Annotated in this window: 11 protein-coding genes; 2 read left to right on the top strand and 9 right to left on the bottom strand. The window is 47.0% G+C overall.

The genetic code is table 11. The features are described from left to right. Positions 1-95: 95 nt before the first annotated feature. Positions 96-389, bottom strand: a complete 294-nt coding sequence (locus tag ACEW9O_RS13565; protein WP_373550712.1) for a hypothetical protein — start codon at positions 387-389, stop codon at positions 96-98. Positions 390-567: 178 nt separating this feature from the next. Between ACEW9O_RS13565 and ACEW9O_RS13560 the strand changes: the two genes are divergently transcribed. After that, positions 568-1,338 (top strand): MerR family transcriptional regulator, encoded by a 771-nt coding sequence (locus tag ACEW9O_RS13560; RefSeq protein WP_373550711.1) that lies wholly within the window; start codon positions 568-570, stop codon positions 1,336-1,338. Positions 1,339-1,518: 180 nt separating this feature from the next. Here ACEW9O_RS13560 and ACEW9O_RS13555 read toward each other — a convergent pair whose 3' ends face one another. Then, positions 1,519-3,771 (bottom strand): DUF5723 family protein, encoded by a 2,253-nt coding sequence (locus ACEW9O_RS13555; RefSeq protein WP_373550710.1) that lies wholly within the window; start codon positions 3,769-3,771, stop codon positions 1,519-1,521. Positions 3,772-3,959: 188 nt separating this feature from the next. Beyond that, positions 3,960-5,510 (bottom strand): glycine--tRNA ligase, encoded by a 1,551-nt coding sequence (locus ACEW9O_RS13550; protein ID WP_373550709.1) that lies wholly within the window; start codon positions 5,508-5,510, stop codon positions 3,960-3,962. Positions 5,511-5,739: 229 nt separating this feature from the next. Here ACEW9O_RS13550 and ACEW9O_RS13545 point away from each other — a divergent pair, with 229 nt between their 5' ends. Then, positions 5,740-6,432 (top strand): head GIN domain-containing protein, encoded by a 693-nt coding sequence (locus ACEW9O_RS13545; RefSeq protein ID WP_373550708.1) that lies wholly within the window; start codon positions 5,740-5,742, stop codon positions 6,430-6,432. A 153-nt stretch (positions 6,433-6,585) separates the two neighbouring features. Here ACEW9O_RS13545 and ACEW9O_RS13540 read toward each other — a convergent pair whose 3' ends face one another. From ACEW9O_RS13540 to ACEW9O_RS13515, 6 genes are all read right to left on the bottom strand, one after another. Beyond that, positions 6,586-7,674: a DUF4837 family protein gene (locus tag ACEW9O_RS13540; protein ID WP_373550707.1), complete on the bottom strand. Its 1,089-nt coding sequence runs from the start codon at positions 7,672-7,674 to the stop codon at positions 6,586-6,588. Positions 7,675-7,899: 225 nt separating this feature from the next. Next, the gene (locus ACEW9O_RS13535) at positions 7,900-8,862 is read right to left on the bottom strand and encodes an AAA family ATPase (protein WP_373550706.1); all 963 of its coding nucleotides are present in this window, start codon (positions 8,860-8,862) and stop codon (positions 7,900-7,902) included. 151 nt (positions 8,863-9,013) lie between these two features. Next, positions 9,014-10,285: a hypothetical protein gene (locus ACEW9O_RS13530; RefSeq protein ID WP_373550705.1), complete on the bottom strand. Its 1,272-nt coding sequence runs from the start codon at positions 10,283-10,285 to the stop codon at positions 9,014-9,016. Positions 10,286-10,338: 53 nt separating this feature from the next. Further along, positions 10,339-11,469, bottom strand: coding sequence for a glycosyltransferase family 4 protein (locus ACEW9O_RS13525; RefSeq protein WP_373550704.1), 1,131 nt, complete (start codon positions 11,467-11,469; stop codon positions 10,339-10,341). A 107-nt stretch (positions 11,470-11,576) separates the two neighbouring features. After that, positions 11,577-12,662, bottom strand: coding sequence for a mannose-1-phosphate guanylyltransferase (locus ACEW9O_RS13520; protein ID WP_373550703.1), 1,086 nt, complete (start codon positions 12,660-12,662; stop codon positions 11,577-11,579). Positions 12,663-12,751: 89 nt separating this feature from the next. Then, a complete protein-coding gene (locus tag ACEW9O_RS13515; protein ID WP_373550702.1) occupies positions 12,752-14,695 on the bottom strand; it encodes a histidinol-phosphatase in 1,944 nt (647 codons plus the stop codon). Positions 14,696-14,761 lie beyond the last annotated feature (66 nt).

Genomic DNA, 14,761 nt, shown 5'->3' with positions numbered 1-14,761 from the left:
AAAGAACTTATAACTTCCCATTGGGAATCAGTGATGTTGGTTGGGTACATATTTGCAAATTTTCTCCAACCAAATTACCGCTGATTCCTTTTTTCTCATTCCTCACATCTGTAAAATCTTAAATTTTTACAGGCTCTTAGTTCAGCATATCTTTTCAAAGCACCATCAAAATTACTAAACAAAGATAAGGCCATTCCTTTACACTTGTCAATACCTTCTTTATGAAGAAATCGCTGAGGTTTTCGATGGTATTGAGGTATAAAATTTCTTGAATCTTGGATGTCGTCAAATACCCAACGGTATACAGCTTCAATATTTTTAGGCTGATAATCGATTGGTGGACAGGGTATAACCAGCAGATCGTAATCTTGTTGGTATTTGTAGTTCATACAACCAGGTGTTTCTATTTTTAAATAAAAAGATTTGGATAAAAATAAACAAAATTTTAAGTTTTACATTTTAAATAACCCTGAATTTTTAAATATCTGCGATTTTTCCCCCTCCCCCCTTGACTCTCCCCTTACGTCATACCCTACCTTTGTCCCGTCGATCAAAATGAGGACAAAAATGAAGCAGTATACCGTCAAACAACTGGCCAAACTCGCCGGCGTAAGTGTGCGCACCTTACACCTGTACGACCAGATTGGCCTGCTCAAACCAGCCGTTCGCACCGAGGCCAGGTACCGGGTGTATGGGGAGGCAGAGTTGTTGCGCTTGCAGCAGATTCTTTTTTACAAAGAGCTCGATTTTTCGCTGAAAGCCATTGAGGATATCCTAAACGATCCACATTTTGACCTCATTCAAGCCCTGGAAAGTCACAAACTGGCGCTACGCAGCCGGCAGGAGCGCATTCAGACTTTAATGGCGACGATCGACACAACCATTCACAAGCTAAAAACAAAACAGATGTTGTCACACGAAGAACTATACGAGGGATTGCCCAAAGAAATGGGCACAACCTATCGCAATGAAGCGATCACCAAATACGGCGCGGAAACTATAGAAACATCCGAACAGCACCTGCGCAGTTTAGGCAAAGCAGGCTTCCAACAGCTCAAGGCTGAAATGGAAGACATTGCTATCAAACTCATCGCCATGATGCAGGAAGATCCGCACAGCGCCATTGTACAGCAGCAAATCGCGCGGCATTACCACAATATTCGTGGGTTTTGGGGCACGGCTCAATCTCCTGATTTACAAGCAGAAGCCTATGCAGGTTTGGGCGACCTCTATGTGGCGGATGAGCGTTTTACCATGGTAGAAGGGAAAGCGAATCCGGAGTATGTTCAGTTTTTGCAGAAGTCGATGCGGTATTTTGCTGAAACACAGTTGAAATAAAAGCGGTTACTGGTTATTGAGTTGAACCGCGAAGAACCAAAGCGGCATTTTTTTTCACAAAGGACACCAAGGCAGCACAAAGGGCACAAAGTTAGACGTTGACGACGCTTCGCTTTGTGTTCTTTGCGTCCTCTTTTTTATCCTTTGTGCTAAAAAAATGCCGCTTTGGTACTGTGTCTTTTATTCTTCCAGCTCCAAAATTCGCGCAGGCAAATACCCAACGAAATCCCGGAAACGCACCTTCCACCAATCATCATTGGATTTTTCCAGCAACTCCAGGCGGTGGCCGATCACCACCGGTAAGAGCTCCAAACTCCGTTCATCTGGGTTTTGGCGGATAGTGGAGTTTTCGAGTACTCGGTAGACGATTACGCGTCCGGGACGAGTGGATACGCTGACCACTGGTTTGGAAGAACTAGGTGGTGGTGGCGTTTCGACCACCGGAGCAGGTTTTTCTTCTACAGGTGGCGTTTCTACCTTGCGCTCGGGGATGAGTACACGTTCGGGCACCCTTACTTCCTCTTCTTCCGTTATTGGAGCAACAATAGTAGGTGGCGCCTGTACGCCAGTATTGAGTTCAAATTCTTTTTTCAATTGCGATTGTCCACCCATTTCATCGGTGCTGATGATGGTTTCGTTGGGCGAAAAACCAGCTTTGCGCAGTACCAGGCGGTGGTTGTTTTCGCGCTTCAAGGAGAGCAAAATAATGCCATTGCCAAAAGTGCGCTTGGTAAGTAATGCCTCGGTACCATCGGTGTTCTGAACATAAACTTCCAATGCCACTCCGGTGAGTTGTTCTTTACTTACGCCATTAAAAACAGTGCCCACCAAAGAGACTGAAGGGGGCAAATCCACTACTGCCCGAGCTGTAGTGCCCGGGGGATTATTGGATTTCTTATCGTTTTCTTTGGGCTTATTGTTGGCCAAGACTTCCTTGGGCTCTTCCTTTTTCTTTGGGTCGGTTTTCTTTTTGGGATTCAACTCCGCATACCGTTCATCGCGGGTTTGGCGGCCAAAATTGAAGGTAAGCCCCATGTTGAAATGAGCGGTTTTAGCGCTACTGAAGGCGAAGATCGGGATGATGTTGTCTGAAGCCAGGTATAATTGCGCAGGGCCCAGGTTGAGTGCAGCCCCCAAGCCAAAGTTGATGGTCGATTTATTGAAAGAGGAGACGTTGCCTCCTACTTGCAAAATTTTGTTTACCCGCGTAGTAATGCCTACCGCAAAGCCAAAATCTACTTCGCCCAAATAAAACCGCGGATTGAGCACGACATCGATAGACGTGGTTGGCGATACAAAATAACTACCACCTACGTACAACATGGTCGGCAAGCGGGTTTTGAACGTGGTGTCAATGGTTGCTTTCCGTCCTAGACTGTCTACAAATTCCAATACTTCGGAGTTGAAATAGTCCAAATCCTGGGTGGGAAATTCAATATTGTCGTCTGCCAAGGGGTTAATGGTGACGTCATTTTTCCAGGTAATGCTACCCACATTGAGCAAACTGGCATATAAATCCAATTCCTCGTTGACATTCAATTGCAGGCCAAGGTCAAAAGCAAAGCCATTGTTTCCGGTGTTTTGCAGGTAATTAGATGGATTTCGCTGTAGCGCCTGGGTAGCCAAATTGCCAAAATTCAAATTGCCCAGGATGGAATAATAAGGCTTCAAATTTTGAGCGCCCGAACTCATAAAACTCAAGTTGCCCAAAACTCCAAAAAAACGATCATCGGCATCACTGACAAAGCGCATGGAGTCATTACTGGTTTGGATCTGGCTAATGCCCATCAGAGACTTTGCCCGAAAACCCACCGAAAGTTTTTTGTTGATTTGGCGGGTGTAACCAATGCCAACGGAGCGGTATTGGATGACGTTGTACTGGAAACTCTGAATGTCGTAGGTGCGGTTGACAATTTTGCTGTTGCCTACGTTGAACAACATCTCCGCCAAGGGGCGGGGGTATTTCATGAAGGCGTTCATGGTTTCATTGGCGAAAATACTGATGTAGTTGCGGGAGCCAATGCGGAAGCCCAAATCCAACAAGTTCACACCGATGTCCATCTGGGCGTAATTTTGTTGATCCAGGTCATCCAGGAATCTTTTGTAGGGATTGTCTTGACTGCCTTCACCATTGCTGCTGCCCTCTCGAAAATCACCCAACCGGAAGCCGGAACTGCTCACTGCGCCATTGGCCCCGCTCATCAGGGGTAGACCAATGTTGTATTTGGACAGTGGAATCCGCCCTGGATTGACCAAGTACGATTGTGGCGCAAAGGTCAATTGGGACAAAGTAAGGTTGCGTTGGGCGAAAATTGGGTTGGCGAGCAACCAGAGGCTGCAAGCCAACCAAAGTGGTTGGGAAAAGGCAAAAAAGGAACGAATCCGTCGGCTGGGGGTAGCTTGCATCGAAGGTTGTTTTGTAAAGTTACTCATGAATGCTCGGTTTTTGGATGCTACGCATTTTAGTTTAACGAGGAATTTACTGGATTCGCCTGTTCTTCAAGTCAAAAGAACGTCACAAGATTTTGTATATAAAAAAAACCGCTGCGAAATTGAATTGCGCAGCGGTTTTCCGTGGGGGCGATCCTCCGTGATCGCCCTTGTTGGGTAACCACGTAGGGTTACCCCAACAACGTTTTCATGTCAACCCGCTGGCGGACAATTTCTTCAATCTTATCAATGTGGACACGTTCTTGTTTAAGACTATCGCGTTCACGTATGGTCACAGTATTGTTTTCCAAGGTCTCAAAATCGATGGTCACACAATATGGAGTACCAATGGCATCCTGACGACGATAACGACGGCCAATGGCGTCTTTTTCGTCGTACTGGCACTGGAAAGAGAACTTCAGTTTGTTGAACACATCCGTAGCGGCATTGACCAGTTCTTCGCGATTTTTCAACAATGGCAATACTGCAACCTTTATAGGCGCCAGTGCTGGATGCAATTTCATCACTACCCGAGTAGAGTCTTCCCCTTTGGCATCAGGCACACTTTCCTCCTTTAAAGATTCACTCATCATGGCTAGGAACATCCGGTCTGCGCCTACTGAAGTTTCGACCACATAAGGTACGTAATTTTCATTGAGCTCAGGGTCAAAGTATTGTAATTTTTTGCCTGAAAGCTCCTGGTGGCTACTGAGGTCGAAATTGGTGCGGGAGTGAATCCCTTCCAATTCTTTAAACCCAAAAGGAAATTCGTATTGAATGTCGACCGCAGCATTGGCGTAGTGGGCCAGGTTGTCGTGGTCTTTGAACCGCAGTTTGGACGCAGGGGTACCGATTTTGAGGTGCCAGTTCATCCGAGTTTGTTTCCAGTAGTCGTACCACTTCATTTCTTCACCGGGACGGATGAAGAACTGCATTTCCATTTGTTCAAATTCACGCATGCGGAAAATGAACTGCCGGGCTACAATTTCATTCCGGAACGCCTTGCCAATTTGGGCGATCCCGAAAGGGATTTTCTGCCGCGTTGACTTTTGGACGTTCAGGAAGTTCACAAAAATACCCTGCGCGGTTTCCGGACGTAGGTACAATTTACCTTCTTCGCCGGCGATATTGCCCAATTGGGTGTTGAACATGAGGTTGAACTGACGCACATCCGTCCAGTTGCGGGAACCAGTATCAGGGTCCGTGATGTCCAAATCCTCGATGATGGTTTTCATGGCGGCCATGTCTCCGTTCGACATCGCGGCAGTGAGCCGATCGGTAACTACCTGGGCCTTTTGGGAATATTCGAGTACCCGCGGGTTGGTGGTGCGGTAAAGGGCTTCGTCGAAGGAGTCGCCAAATTTTTTCTTGGCTTTTTCCACTTCTTTATCTGCCTTACCCAACATTTTATCAATTTCCTCCTCGATCAACTGATCGGCGCGGAAGCGTTTCTTGCTGTCTTTGTTGTCTACCAAAGGATCGTTGAATGCATCCACGTGCCCTGAAGCCTTCCAGGTCTTGGGATGCATAAAGATGGCAGCATCTAAGCCTACAATGTTGTCGTGCATCTGCACCATTGCCGCCCACCAGTAATCCTTGATGTTATTTTTGAGTTCTACACCGTAGGGACCGTAATCGTACACGGCAGCAAGCCCATCGTAAATTTCGCTCGATTGAAAGATAAAACCATACTCTTTGCTGTGTGCAACCAACTTCTTGAACAGATCCGCTTGCTGGGTCATTGTAAATGCTTGTTTGAGTAATACTAAATTAGGGTGCAAAAATGGCAAAAATTCGGGTTTATTGCCGGGTAAAGCTCGATTTTTTTGGTTTTCAGCCGCGTTTATGTTTTATCTGGGTGCTAAAATAGGGGCAGCGGGCGTTCTTAGCATCCTACTGAAGGAGTTTAGGAGTTGAGAAGTTGAGATCTCAACTTCTCAACTCCTAAACTACTCAACTAAAAAAAAGAATATGAAACGATTGATGCAAATCGGATTGCTGCTAGGATTGTTCTGTTTAGCCTTAACGATTCAGGTACACGCACAAAAGGAAGTGCAAGTGGAAAGTTTTGATCAAGTCAGTGCCATCGGGAGTATCACCATGCACCTGGAAGCAGGTGATGCCAATAAGGTGGTCCTTTACATTGATGGCATTCCTGAAAAAGAAATTGAGGTAAAAGTGTCCAAAGGAGTCCTGCGCATCCAGGTTTTGAATGGCTTTTTGTACAAAAACGAAATTGTCAAAGCCTACGTGACCTACAAAAGTTTACGTGGGGTAAGAGCCAACGCCGGAGCAAAAGTGGATTGTAAAGAAACCCTCAGCGCCGATTTATTTTCGGCTAGTGCTGCTGCAGGTGGACAACTAGATTTGAGCCTCAATGTCAAAAATCTGGATGCCAGCGCCTCTGAAGGCGGCCAGTTGAACCTGAAAGGCACTGCCACTAACCAAGACATCAATGCCAGCACGGGCGGGGTATGCCGCTGTTCAGACTTAGTTGGAGAAAAAGCTTCGGTTAAAACCAGCACAGGTGGTCGCGCAGAGGTACAGGTCACTGAGCTGTTGGAGGCTTCCGCCAATATTGGAGGCGAAATTTTATACGAAAACGAACCCAAAGAAAAACGGGTGAAGCAGTTCTTGGGGGGAGATGTACGGAAGATGAGATGAGTGATGAGTGATGAGTGATGAGTGATGAGTGATGAGTGATGAGTGATGAGTGATGAGTGATGAGTGATGAGTGAAAAAATACATCTGACAGATGAAAAACAACTGGTGGACCTGCTTTTCACTATTCACTTTTCACTATTCACTTTTCACTCCCTACGGTTTCATCTCCGTCCGTTGCCGCTGCAACAAGAATTGCAATTCCAATAATTTTTCTACTTTATTGGATTGAGCGGATTCTACAAAACCGGCTAGTAGGACCGGAGCGTCTGGCGGAAAATTGGGCAACTGACAAATGAAGGACCCCGTTTTAGCACCAAGCAACCACAATCCTCGCCATTCCGTGGCGGGGATTGTTTTTTGATACCGAATGGTAGAGGTGAACAAGGGTGGATTTTTTTCTTCCAGACGAATGCCTCCCCCCCCGTACATCGGAGCAGGTGCGGGAGTTCGCCGCAAAATGCCCTGTAGTGTTGATTCAGGTGACTGATTAGATCTGGCCAGTTCAGCTACGGTAGTACGGCGAATCAACAGCCACAAAGCCCCCCCCTCAGGATAGGGATATTGCAACCAGGAAATGGAATCGGTACTGCTGATGATCTGGGTTCCACGGGGTAAATCCAGATCCACTTTATGATTTTCCCAGAGTTTGCGGTTGATGGCATCATCGGGCTTCTTTTTAAACAATGTAGATTCATGCAAATGGGTCTCGTTTTCCCGAATCCGTTGATAGATGGTGGGGTAATATTGTTCCCAGAGTTGCAAGGCTTGTTTTTCATCATTAACCGCAACGACCATCACCCGCTGTGGGTCCGACCAAACTTTATCCATGGCAAAAACCTGATTGTCGCGCCATTGCTTGAGTTGTTCCTGACTGAGGCGGCTTTCGATGATTTTGGCCAAGGCCTGTTCTTGAGCATTCGAGGAATATTTTCGAATGATGATTAGGCAGTTGCGTTGAGCCAAAAATTTTGGATTGGTCAGAAAGCGATTGGGTGAGTAGTATTGGGCTTTGAACAGGGGTTCAGCAGGAGCCACAAAGGGAAAAGCTACTGAAAAGTGTCCCCTTACCTCGCTGCCAATTTTGCCTTGCCACCAGAGGGTATCCATTACAATGGTCAACTCATTGAGCTTCCCCAAAGCAGGCGGCAAAGGTTTTTCGGGACTATCTTTGACACAACCTGAGCCAAGGAAATGGCACAATCCCAAAAAAAACAGCAGTTCCCAAAATCTTTTACGAGCCATAACGGACTAATTTCAAAACGGAAATGTACGGATTTGGCTGGATTAAAATGCAAAACGGCGCAGAAAAGCTCCGCGCCGTTTCAGAATGAATAACAGAAAAATTATGGCGTCATAATACTTGAAAGCAAAGTTGAGAAGGTTTAGGGAGGTTGAGGAGGTTGAGAAGGTTGAGTGCCGCTCGCGGTAGCCTAAACCTTCTCAACCTCCCTAAACCTTCTCAACTTATTAGAACAGGCTTTTGATTACGTTCTCTTCACTGATGCCTTCCGCTTCCGCCTTATAGTTGCGCACAATCCGGTGGCGCAGCACATAATTGGCGATGGTTTGGACATCTTCAATATCTGGGGAGTATTTGCCACTGATGGCCGCATGGCACTTGGCACCCAATACCAGATATTGTGATGCCCGTGGCCCTGCGCCCCAGGAGATGTAATTGTTGACCATATCCGTTGCCATGGGGGTTTTGGGACGGGTTTTAGTCGCCAACGTTACGGCATAGCGCAACACGTTATCGGCAATCGGAATTTTGCGGATCAGCTGCTGGAAACCCAAAATTTGAGCACCCGTTAGAATATGATTCAGTTGGATCGTTTGGGCGGTAGTAGTACCACGCACAACCTCCAATTCTTCCTCATATGAAGGGTAGTCCAACGTGATGTTGAACATGAAACGGTCCAGCTGGGCCTCGGGCAATGGGTAGGTACCTTCCTGCTCGATGGGGTTCTGTGTAGCCAACACGAAGAACGGTTTGGGCAACTCGTGGCGGGTGCCACTTACCGTTACCGATCTTTCTTGCATCGCTTCCAAAAGCGCAGCTTGGGTTTTGGGCGGAGTACGGTTGATTTCGTCAGCCAAAACGATGTTGGAAAACAGAGGGCCACGATTGAATTTAAAGTGGCGGTCTTCGTCCAAGATTTCCGAACCAGTAATGTCCGAAGGCATCAAGTCTGGAGTAAATTGGATGCGTTTGAAGTCGAGGTCAAGTACTTCGGCGATCGTACTTACCAGCAGGGTTTTGGCCAATCCTGGCACCCCTACCAATAAGCTGTGTCCATTGCTAAACAGGGCGATGATTACGGCTCTCACCACATCATCTTGTCCTACAATCACTTTGCCAATCTCTTTCTTCAGATCCTTATAAGATTGTGCCATTGCGTCAACGGCTTCAACGTCGGATGTATATTCCATTAAGCTAAAACTTTAATTATTCTCACCAAGAACGAACGAAAATACTGCTTTGTTGAAATCTTGCATAGGTTGTGGGTAAAAAAAAGCGCTGAGGTCGCTAAATAGCGGATTTACCCCTAAAATTGTCGTGTTTTCGCACGCATGATTGGTCTCAAACGTCACCAAATACCCTTTCCATCTCATTTTCCCAACTTGGAGTAGCAGGTAAACTTAAATACGATTTTTTTCCCTGCTGCCAATTCAGGTATGCCGTTTGTAAAAAACGTTTCAGTGCGGTGAAGTCTTGATCGGGATAAAGCACCAAACTCACGGGGGAAGAGGTGCTGATCAGGGTTTCCAACTCAGGATCTGGCGAGCCATTGACAATAGCCAAAATGGGTCGTTGCGCTTGTAAATATTCAAAGACCTTGGAGGTGAGGATGCCCCCAAGTTTGGGGCTATTCCAGCTCAACAATAAATTTACTTGAGCACTGTGCTGCAAAGAAAGTGCCTCAGCATGACTGAGCATGCCCCGATCTTCCAGGATATTGGCCAAACCATAGGCCGCCGCCCAGCTTTGCCAAAGTGCGCCATCTTTGCCACAAACCAGTAAGCGCAGTTGAGCTGTGGGTAGTAGTTCTCCGTCGAGCAAGGCTTTAAGCGCCAAAAATAAAGGCCCTGCGTTTTGTTGCTGCGGGTACAAGGAACCGGTATAAACGATGGTAAATTGTTCAAAATCTTGAATTTGTACTTCATCGCTTTGTTGGAGCAAGGGCGCATTGTGCATTACCTGCACCGGACGCTGGTATGTTGTACGGAGGTATTGCGCCAAACCCTCAGAAACCGTCGTCAAAAAACTTGCCCGACGCAGCAGTTTGCGCAAAATCCAATCTTGAAATCCTGGCCACCACACATTCTTTAACAGTGGGTCTACAGGTACATCCCTAAAATCAGCTATCCAAATCAAAAACGGGAAACGCCGATGCAGCAGATAAGCCAAAAAATGATCGGACATCGGGCGAAAAGAAGAATACAGGTGGGATATTTCACCTTTTTTAATCAAAGCAGCGGCACTCCAATAGCCGATGAGCAGGTAAAAAAACCCACCGTCGCCCAGGATGATGTTGAGCGGAAAACTGTCTATGGCGCGGCGGATCCAGGAAATGCCCGCTTGCTTTTTCAATTGTGGTGAAAAATGGGTCGCTTTTTTGCGGCGTAACAACCAAAGCAACCAGCGAAAATCATAACTGGGCACCCGCAATATTATCGCATCGATAGGCTGGCCCGTTTCGACATCAAAAACTTGAGTATGACTGGTACTCAGCACATACACTTTTGACCAATGGTTTTTGGCACTGTGTGCAAAACGGGCATTGCGCAGTGTACCCACCGTTTTAATGGGTGGAAAGTAGTAGGCAATTTGCAAAATGCCGGTTTTAGGCATACCCTTAAAGTATTAAAAAGTGCTTGTATCTGTCATTATGAAGGAATTATGGCTCAATTAAGCTCAATTAAGCTCACTTCTGCAAAAGTAATTTTGGCCAAAAGATCCAAATAGGCACGATTTACCTGTTCGATACTAAACTCTTGTACCGCTTTTTCCCGACTATTCTTGCCCATCTGGTTCAATACTTCTGGCGGGGTCTGAATGGCTTCGAGTAAACAACGTTCCAGGTCATGAGCGTCTTTAACCTTGGCCAACCAGCCGTTGTAACCTACTTGTACGGTTTCACGGCAGCCTGGAACATCCGTAACAATGAGTGGTCTTGACATTGACATCGCCTCCAACAAGGTGCTGGACAAACCTTCTCGGTAGGAAGGCAAAACGATTGCCTGAGCCTGCTCAATCAAAGGCCTTACATCCGTACGCCAACCCCAATATTTAAAAATGCCCTGGTCAATCCAACGCTGAAATTCAACTTTATTGATCTCTGCCGGATGGTTTTCCGGTTGAATGCCCGCTATCCAGAACTCCACCTGAGGATGAGTGCGCCGAACGTGTTGCGCAGCTACCGCCAACTCCCGAATCCCTTTATCTGACAGAATCCTGCCCAAAAATAAAAAAACGAAACGATCGGAAGCGGGCATCGGGGCCGCACTGTAAAATTCGGTATTCACACCTGCACCAGGAAGGATGATGCCTTGATTCTCCTTGAGGATTTTATATTTTTTGAGCAATGAAAGGTCCGAACGATTTTGAAGAATGACTTGAGGAAGCGCTTGGAATGCCGTAGTGTATAGTTTGCTTACAATGTTGTTCAGCCAACGTTTATTGACAAAGGTATAGCCCAAACCCGTTACGGTAGGGATGACTTTGATGTTGAGTCGCTTCGCCAAAAAGCTACCATAAATGTTAGGCTTGATGGTGAATGTCAAAATAGCAGCAGGGCTTTCCCGTTTGGTGATTTGATATAGTTCATCCAGCAAAAGCAAATCATACCCGGGATTGATACTCGTTGCATGCAAATATTTCAGCGGAATAAAACGCAGATTGAGATTTTGGGTCACAAAAGGAGTGAATTGGTCGGGTGCAGCAACCACCAATACTTCGTAACCAGCCTGATACAATTGATCAATCAACTCCATCCAAAAATTATGGATATTCCAAGTGCTGTTGGATATCAACATTATTTTTGGCGACTTTGTTTCCTCAAAAAACATGGGCAAAACTTTAGAGCCTCTGAGCGGTACACCAAACCGCTACAAAGCATTTAAACACTGAAAATAGTATACTTTTAGAGGAAACTGTCGCCAAACTGCTGGCCAAGTATTTCGGTTATCTTTTTGATCTCCTGTTCTTTGGCCTTTGGATGAATGAGCAAAATGTCTCCTTCATCCACCACAATGTAGTCTTCAAGGTCTTTGATTACCACCAATTTATCCTTTGGTGCCCGTAACAAGCAATTTTTGACATTATACAACAAATTGGAACCCAAGTTAGTAACATTGTTTTGGTCATCTTGCTTCACTTCGGAATGCAAAGAAGCCCAAGTACCCAAATCCGACCACCCAAAACTGGAGGGAATGGTATACACGTTACCTGCTTTTTCCATGATGGCGTAGTCGATGGAAATATTGGGTGTAATAGGATAAACCCGATTAATGTAATTTTGTTCACCCGGTGTGTTGAAATTTTCAGGTTCGGCATTCAAAACGTCTAGAATTTCACTGGAATGCTGTCCAAAAGCCTCGATCAGGTTTTTCACTTTCCAGATAAAAATACCCGCATTCCAGAGGTAATCACCACTGGCTAAAAAAGCCTGGGCTTGATCCAGCGGTGGTTTTTCGGTAAACCTCAGCACCTGGTGTACATTACCCTCCGTAGCTTTTTTGTCAAAATTGATGTAGCCATAACCCGTATCCGGGCGGGTGGGTTGGATGCCCAAAGTCAGTAGCGCATTGTTCTTTTCTGTAAAATCCAGGGCAGTTTGTAAAGCCTGGATGAAGTTGATCTCCTGCAAAATAATGTGATCCGAGGGAGCAACCACCAAATTTGCTTCAGGGTTTAATGCCTGCAATTTAAGGGCGGTATAAGCGATACACGGACCAGTATTGTTGCGTGAAGGTTCACAGAGAATTTGGTTGTCGCTTAGCTCTGGCAAGTGCTCTTTGACCAAATCGCGGTAAATGCCATTGGTGACAATGAAAATATTTTCAGCGGGACAAAGGGACAAAAAGCGCTCAAAGGTGATGCGCAGCAGCGATTTCCCAATTCCCAGGATGTCCAAAAATTGTTTTGGGCGAGCGGTGCGGCTCGCGGGCCAAAAGCGGGAGCCAACGCCTCCTGCCATGATGGCTACGTAATTGTTGCTATTGGGCATGTATTGTACTAGGTTTAATTAAGTACCTTCGATTGTGATCTGGTACTTAGTGCAAAATAACGGAGAAAATTGTTGCGTTAGTGTACCTTTTATTTTGTTGTGCTCAAAAACTTGCGCAATTCTTCCAAACGATCGGTATTGATCAAGTCAACCCCGGCACTGCGCAGGGTTTGCCATACTTGTTCATTTTCGGGCGAAGCCCAAAAGCGCAGCTTTTTGCCTTCTGCGTGGACTCTTTTGACCAAATCCAATAGTTTGGTTTTTTCCTCGGCAGACATTTCCCCTTGGCCCAACCATTTGAAATGATTGCGATAGTTGTCGCTGATGATGGGCATGAGTTGGGGGGAAATCTTTTTACCTAAGTCGCCGGGGCGGCCATCCAAGCCAGCCAGCCTTTCGCTTTGTTTGCTCATGGTTTCAATGGGGCGATTGCCCGAAAGTACAATTTGCACGGGTGCCTGATTGCAGTTTTTTCGCGTACAAGCTTTGAGGATGTCCCGATAGCGCTGAAAGGTTTTTTCCAGTGCCGCATACGTATCCTCAGCTCCGGTTTTGATGTCGACAAACAAATAGAAGGGTTGAGTGAAATTGGGATAAACCTTTCCCCCATTTTGCCGGATGCGTTGCCGCAGTGGGCGCAGGTACAGTTTTTCCAGGCCACGCGCCGGGTCGCGGTAATAGGGGCGGTTGTGCGCCACGTATAAGGAGTCCTGTAAGAGGTACACATCGGCTTCCACGCTGGTAAACCCTTGTTCCAAAGCGTCCCATAGCGGGCGGTTGTGCTCGTAATCGTTGTGGGCATGGGCATTGGGTAGAGGGGAAACATTGGCTATCGTTGGCCAATGGGTGGGGCCAACCGGCTGAGTCCAGGCGACTTCTTTGTCTTCTGGAAAATAGGGGTTGAACTTTTCCTTGTTCGAGCTGATTTTGGCGCGTACAAACCATTCGTCACCCTGCAAAGTGTAGCGAATCAGGCTGGTGTCGCCATGAGTCGTGGCCACTTCGCGCAGGATTTCTGATACATTTTTGCCTTTTTTCACACCAATGAATTGAACCGTGTACTTCACATTGGGTTCCGTTTTGATGCGCAGGGCGATGGCTTGTGAAGATTGTTGCAAATCGGCCAACTCCACCCCGGTAGTGGCGTAGAATTGCCCAGCCTCCATCGCTTCTACGATTGCCCCGCCATGCAGGGAATCTGCCCGTACCATCACCCAGCCTCGGCCCGTATTGGCGTATTGCAGGCCAAAAAAGTGGTAATTGTGGCTATCGTCGGTGGCCAGGCCATACATCAGCGGTTGCCCAATTTGGGCGTAATGCAGGTTGATCTGATCCCATAGCGGCTCCATCCCCAGGTGGGTGCTATCGCCATAATTGAACACCGCCGGGTGGCCGTTGAACACTTCGAAGAAGCGCTCGTGTTTCAGCGCCAGCATGTCGTCGGGACTGATGGCGAAGTGGAAATTGGGGTGATTGATGTGTGGAAACATGGGTTGCCCACTGATGCGCCGCTGCGCCATTACTGCGTCGATGTTGCTTTGGAGTACTTCTCGCACACTATTGCCCCGTTGAACGGGCACAAACCCTCTGATGTTGGTGGCATTGAGGTGCAGCGGCTTACCCGCATAACTGGCCGATAATTCTTCACTGGGTAAAATGAGGAAACGCCCTTTTTCTTCAAAAAGTGGCACGTATTCTTTAAAGGTTTTCAGACGCACCCGCAGGGAGTCTTTCCCGCGTTTTTCGTACACCACCCAATCGCTGCCATAGGTGTGCAAGTAGCGGCCAAAAGCCCGACGGCGCTCCGGTGCCCGCGGAATCCAGCGCCATTGCTCACCTTCCTGCAGGGTGTTGTGGTCGGAAAGCCCTACAAAATGGTAACCCGAGGCCTTGTACCAGGCCATGATCATTTCGGGGTAGTCGTCGCCGTCGCTCCAGAGGGAGTGGGTGTGGAGGTTGCCTTTGAGCCAGGTTTGGGCGTGGAGATTACTGAGACACAGGAGGAGCGTGCAGAGAAGCAGGTGCTTTTTCATGGTGCGGATTTGGGGTAAAAATACGGACTGAAGGGAAAGTGAGGGTTAAACTAAGGTAAATTCTTC

This window comes from Haliscomenobacter sp. (assembly GCF_041740695.1).
In the GTDB taxonomy this organism is placed as follows: Bacteria; Bacteroidota; Bacteroidia; order Chitinophagales; family Saprospiraceae; genus Haliscomenobacter.
This window is presented reverse-complemented; position numbering and strand designations above follow the sequence as displayed.